The organism is Hymenobacter agri, from assembly GCF_054778495.1.
Genome location: NZ_BAAGZM010000265.1, coordinates 1 through 5,634, shown reverse-complemented (window position 1 = coordinate 5,634; position 5,634 = coordinate 1). Strand labels below are relative to the sequence as shown.

Annotated in this window: 3 protein-coding genes; all 3 read left to right on the top strand. The window is 63.2% G+C overall.

The window, feature by feature from the left end; translation table 11 throughout:
- The first annotated feature begins 11 nt into the window (after positions 1 to 11).
- A complete protein-coding gene (sov, locus tag ACYVDE_RS13295) occupies positions 12 to 4,811 on the top strand; it encodes a T9SS outer membrane translocon Sov/SprA (RefSeq protein WP_460502030.1) in 4,800 nt (1,599 codons plus the stop codon).
- 154 nt (positions 4,812 to 4,965) lie between these two features.
- Positions 4,966 to 5,346, top strand: coding sequence for a glycine cleavage system protein H (gcvH, locus tag ACYVDE_RS13290; protein WP_460502029.1), 381 nt, complete (start codon positions 4,966 to 4,968; stop codon positions 5,344 to 5,346).
- Positions 5,347 to 5,447: 101 nt separating this feature from the next.
- Positions 5,448 to 5,634, top strand: a 187-nt coding sequence (locus tag ACYVDE_RS13285) for a VanZ family protein (RefSeq protein ID WP_460502028.1), incomplete at its 3' end; no start/stop codon positions are given.

The window sequence follows — 5,634 nt, the reverse complement described above, 5'->3', positions numbered from 1 at the left end:
CGCCGCTGCCCGTGCCGGGCAGCAGCACGGTAGGCCTGGGCAACGGCGACCAGCGCGCCCGCCTGGCCTGGTACACCATCGACCAGAGCTACTACACCGGCGGCCCGAGTGTGCCGGCCAACATCGGCGCCAACGACCTGCTGAACCACTACGTGCGCGGCGTGAAGCGCGACGAGGTGTTCCCGAACAAGGACCTGGGCTCGACCGGCAACGGCTACGAGTACACCTTCGACATGGCGTACTACCCGCAGGAGCGGGGGCCTTACAACTATAACCCGAAGGTGGACAACGCCGGCAAGTTCTTCACCGGTACCGAGGCCACGACCAGCGGCCTGCTCAATAAGTTTGGCGGCATCAGCCGGGCCATCACCTTCGACACCGACTTCGACAACGCCAACATCGAGTACCTCGATTTCTGGATGATGGACCCGTTCATCAACTCGCCCAACGGCGTGGTGCTCGACCCCGACAACCCCAACCCCAAGCCCAATACCACCGGCGGCGACTTCGTTATCAACCTCGGCAACGTGAGCGAGGACGTGCTGAAGGACCAGAACCAGCACGAGTTTGAGAACGGCCTGCCCGTGCCCGGCCAGGACCCCACCGGCCTGACGGCTCCCACGGCCTACGGCGTGGTGACCAAGCAGCAGTTTCTCACCGACGCCTTTAATGCCGCGCCCGGTGCCCGCACCGCCCAGGACGTGGGCCTCGACGGGGTGAGCGACGACCAGGAACGCCAGCAAACCCAGTACGGTGCGCCCTACGTGGGCCTGCCCGACCCCTCGGCCGACAACTTCCGCCACCACCTCGACCCCAGCTACGACGCCAGCAACACCAAGCTGCTGGGCCGCTACAAGAACTACAACGGCTACGACGGCAACTCGCCCGAGAACAGCCAGCTGAGCTCGACGGCCTACCCCGACAAGGAAGACCTGAACCGCGACAACGTGGTGCAGGACGTGGAGCGCTACTACGAATACCGCATGAGCCTAAAGCCCGGCGGCCTCGACATTGGCTCGAACTACATCATCGACAAGGTGGTGGCCAAGGTGGGCGCCGAGGACGTGACCTGGTACCAGTTCCGCATTCCGATTCGGGAGCGGTACACGGCCATTCGTGGTAACAACAATACGGCCTTCGGCTTCAAGTCCATCCGCTTCCTGCGCATGTACATGACCGGCTGGCAGGAGCCGGTGGTGGTGCGCCTGGTGCAGCCGCAGTTCGTGGCCAACCAGTGGCGCCGCTTCAACTACCCGCTCGTGGACTCGCGCCAGGGCAACCAGGTACCGGTGGGCACGCTCACCGACGTGCGTTCGTTCAACATCTCGACGGTGAGCGTGGAGGAAAACGGCGTGGCCGCCGGCGGGGGCATCCCCTACGTGTCGCCGCCCGGCATCAAGCGCGACCAGGAGTACGGCAGCAGCAGCACCTCGCGCCTGCAAAACGAGCAGAGCCTGCGCCTGGCCGTGCAGGACCTGCGCGACGGCTTCGCCAAGGGCGCCTACAAGAACATCACCATCAACCTGCTGCGCTACAAGCGCCTGCGCATGTTCCTGCACGGCGACACCGACGACCCCACCACCAAGGACGGCGAAACCCGCGCCTTCATGCGCATCGGTACCGACTACACCCAGAACTACTACGAATACTCGCTGCCGCTGAAGCTGACCACCACCGGCACCGGCCCCGACGACGTGTGGCCCGTGGAAAACCGCATCGACGTGGCATTCCAGGACTTCATCGATGCCAAGGCCAAGCGTAACCAGACTACCGGTAATAACACCTTGGTGCCCTTCACCGTGAATCTGCCCAACGGGGCCAGCATCACGGTGGTGGGCAACCCCGACTTCTCGGCCGTGCAGGGCGTGATGCTGGGTATTCTGAACCCTACCGGCGGCTCCGATGCCTCGGGCTCGCCCAAAACCGTGAACCTGTGGGCCGACGAGCTACGGGTGTTCGACTTCGAGCAGCAGGCCGGCTACGCCGCCACCGCCCGCCTGAACGTGAAGCTGGCCGACGTGGCCAACGTGACGGCTACCGGCAGCTTCACCAGCGTAGGCTTCGGCGGCCTGCAGGACAAGGCCCAGCAACGCTCCATCGACGACGTGTTCCGCGGCGACCTGAACACTACCGTGGCCGTGGACAAGTTCCTGCCGCCCGCCCTGAACCTGCGCGTGCCGGTGCTGCTGCAGGTGGGCCGCGAAAGCCGCTCGCCCCTCTACGACCCCCTCGACCCCGACACCAAGCTGGAACAGAGCCTGCAGAAATTCAAGAACGCGGACGGCAGCACCAACACCGCCGCCCAAGCCGAGTACCGCAACAAGGTTATCGACCAGACCACCAGCCGCAGCATCTCGGTGCTGAACGTGCGCAAGGAGCGCGGCCAGCCTAAGCCCGGCGCCACGCCCAGCGTGCCCAAGCCCTGGGACGTGGAAAACCTGGCCCTGAGCTTTTCGCTCACCGACCGCCTGCACTCCGACATTCGCACCGACCGCGACTACACCAAGGCCTACACCGCCGCCGTGGCCTACGTGTACCAGACCACGCCCAAGAACTACGAGCCGCTGGCCAAAATCAAGGCCCTCGACAATCCGTATCTGAAGATTTTCCAGCAAATCAACTTCACGCCGCTGCCCTCGCGCTTCTCGTTCCGCACCGACATCGACCGGCGCTACAACGAACGGTTTCTGCAGCGCGTGCTGCAGCCGGGCACGCTGCCCAGCACCGACGGCATCGCGCCCATTATCCAGAAGTCGTTCTACATCAGTCGTATATACGACCTGAAGTGGGACCTGACCAAGAGCCTGATTTTCGACTACACCGCCAACAACCGCGGCGTGGTGGACGAAAACGCAGGCCGCACCATTGGCGTGAGCCAGGAAGCCATCGATAACCGCAACGAGTTGCAAAAGAACCTGCTGCGTGGTGGGCGCACGGTCAATTTCAACCAGGTAGCGTCGCTCACCTACCGCCTGCCGCTCGATAAATTTCCGCTCACCGACTGGCTGAGCGCCGATGCCCGCTACGCTGCCACCTACAACTGGCAGGCGTCGTCGACGCTGATGCGCGTGCCCGTGAACCCGGTACCCAACGGCGACCCGGTGCACGACGAAGCCACGGTGGAAGTGAACCTGGGCAACACCGTGCAGAACAACGCCGAGTTCAGCGCCAACGGCAAGGTTGACCTGGTGAAGCTCTACAACAAGGTGAAGTTTCTCAACATCATCAACAACGCCCAGCCGGCCACCGGCCGCCCCCGCAGCGTGGCCGAAAACCTGATGAACCCCGGCCGCGCCAACGAGCCCGACCGCAAGCCCGCCGCCGACACCACCCGCGAGAAGTACCGCTTCGTGAAGGCCGTGCTGCGTGGGCTGATGACGGCCCGCTCCATCAACTTCACCTACGTGCGGGCCAATGGCACGCTGCTGCCCGGCTACCTACCCAAAACGGCCCTCTTCGGCTTCGACCGCGGCTTCACCGCGCCCGGCCTGCCCTTCATCGTGGGCAAGCAGTACGATTTGAACGAACTGTACAGCATTGCCGACAGCCGCGGCTGGTACACCCAGAACAGCGAGTACCTGAACACGGCCCTGAGCAACCTGCTCACCGAAAACCTGACCCTGCGCACGGCGCTGGAGCCGGTGCGCGGCTTCAACATTCAAGTGGATGCCCGCCGGCAACTGGCCCGCAATCAGCAGGTGTACTACCGCAACCTGATTGATACCGTGACGCTGAAACCCGTTCAGGACCCCAGCACCGGCCGCTACTTCCTGGCCCCGCACCCGCTGCTGGGCAGCGGCTCGTTCCAGACTTCGACCATCACCATCCAGACCTTGTTTGGCGACCTCGGGGCCAACGGCGAAACGTCGCGGGCGTTCAACCAATTCGTAAAAAACCGCGCCATTGTGCGCGACAAGCTGCTGGCCGCCAACCCCGCAGCCTTGGCCAACCCGCTGGGCTACGGCTACAACTCGCAGGATGTGCTGGTGCAGAGCTTCATCGACGCCTACCACGGCCGCTCGTCCGACGGCTACACGGCCAAGAAGTTCAACCCCTTCAGCATGCTGCCGCTGCCCAACTGGCGCGTCGACTATAACGGCTTTGCCGACCTGCCGCTCGTGAAACGCTACTTCTCGTCGTTCACGCTCAACCACGCCTATTCGTCCACTTACAGCATCGGCAGCTACAACACGGCCACTTCGTACGCCGCCGAGCCTAACTTCCCCGACCAGATTAGTGCCAGCAACCGGCAGTTCATCCCGTACTACGTGGTAGGCCAGGTGAGCATTGCCGAGCGGCTGGCCCCGCTCATCGGCGTGAACTTCCAGACGGTGAGCCGCGCCACTGGCCGCCTCGAATACCGCACCGACCGCACCGTGGTGCTAAACGTGACCAACGCCCAGGTAACCGAGCTCTACACCAACGAAATCGTGGTGGGCTTCGGCTACGCCACCAACAGCCTGAAGCTGCCCTTCCGTGTGGGCGGCGAGCAGCGCGTGCTCAAAAACAACCTCACCGCCCGCCTCGACCTCAGCATCCGCGACAACATCACCATTCAGCGCAGCATCGTAGACGTGGCCGATGCCGGCAACACCCAGGGCCTGCCCGAGTCGCCGGGCCGCGCCCAAGGCCAGATTACCAACGGTAACAAAACCTTCCAGCTGCGCCCCACCATCGATTACCTGCTCAACACCCGCCTCAACCTGCAGCTCTACTACAGCCAGACCGTGACCACGCCGCGCATCAGCAACGCCTTCCGCAACACGGCCACCGAGGGCGGTGTGCAGCTGCGCTACAGCCTCACGCAGTAGTAGTTAAGAGTTAAGAATTAAAAGTTAAAAGTTGATGAAGCTGCGGCCGGGCAAACGTTTTGGCCGTGTGCCGCTATTTGGTTCTTACTTTTGAGCACGAACCAGAAAGCTCCCTGCTAACTCCTAACGCTTAACTTTTAACTCTTAACTCGTTATGACCCTGCCCGCCACCCTGCACTACACCAAAGACCACGAATGGATTCGCGTTGAAGGCGATGTTGCCTACGTGGGCATCACCGACCACGCGCAGAAAGAACTGGGCGACATCGTGTACGTCGACATCGATACCCTCGACAAGGAAGTAGCCCAGCACGACGTATTCGGCACCGTGGAGGCCGTGAAAACCGTGTCCGACCTGTTCAGCCCCATCACCGGCACTGTGCTCGAAGTGAACGAAAAGCTGGCCGACGCCCCCGAAACCGTGAACTCGGACCCCTACGGCGACGGCTGGATGGTGAAGATTTCCATCGCCAAGCCCGAGGAGCTCGAAGGCCTGCTGTCGGCCGACGCCTACGGCGAGCTGGTGGGCGCCTAAAAAAGTAGCACGGCTTTGGCTTGTGCGCCGCGATGTTTATGATTTCGCCTGCCCCGCCCAAATTGCCGTTGCCTGCCCCCGCACCCCGTCCATATGCCGCTTTGCCGCTGCTGTGGGCCGCCGTGGTGCTGGTGCTCACGCTCACGCCATCCGATGAAATGCCGCGCACGCCCGTGTGGGAGCTGTTGTCGTTCGACACAGCCGCCCACGCGGGCGTGTTTTTTGTGCTGGCCAGCCTGAGCTGGTTTTCGCTGCGCCGCCAGCGCCGCTGGCCATGGCTGGCTCGCC